The organism is Chromohalobacter sp. HP20-39 (genome assembly GCF_033052815.1).
Lineage (GTDB): Bacteria > Pseudomonadota > Gammaproteobacteria > Pseudomonadales > Halomonadaceae > Chromohalobacter.
In genome coordinates this window covers 1-211 of record NZ_JAWHTP010000857.1, presented here as the reverse complement: position 1 = coordinate 211, position 211 = coordinate 1, and the positions used below count along the sequence as shown (strand labels likewise).

Below are 211 nucleotides of genomic sequence, written 5' to 3'. Positions count from 1 at the left end.
TCCGACGAGCGCAACCTGGTGAATGCGATCGGCGACGTAGACGGGGTGGCGGCTACCGATCAGCCGGAACAGGTCCAGCGTGCCCGGCGGCTCATGCGAGAAGGTCCCCTGCAGCATGAGGACCGGCATGTGGCCCGACAGCGCATGAATGCGCTCGGCAAGCACCCGCAGTGCCGGCGTGTGCGCGTCGAGCCGATGATCGGTTGCGTCA

Annotated in this window: 1 protein-coding gene; it reads right to left on the bottom strand. The window is 67.3% G+C overall.

Annotation, left to right across the window (positions count from 1 at the left end; translation table 11 throughout):
• Positions 1–211: hypothetical protein (locus RVY79_RS20400; protein WP_317466411.1), on the bottom strand; the 211-nt coding region annotated here is incomplete at both ends.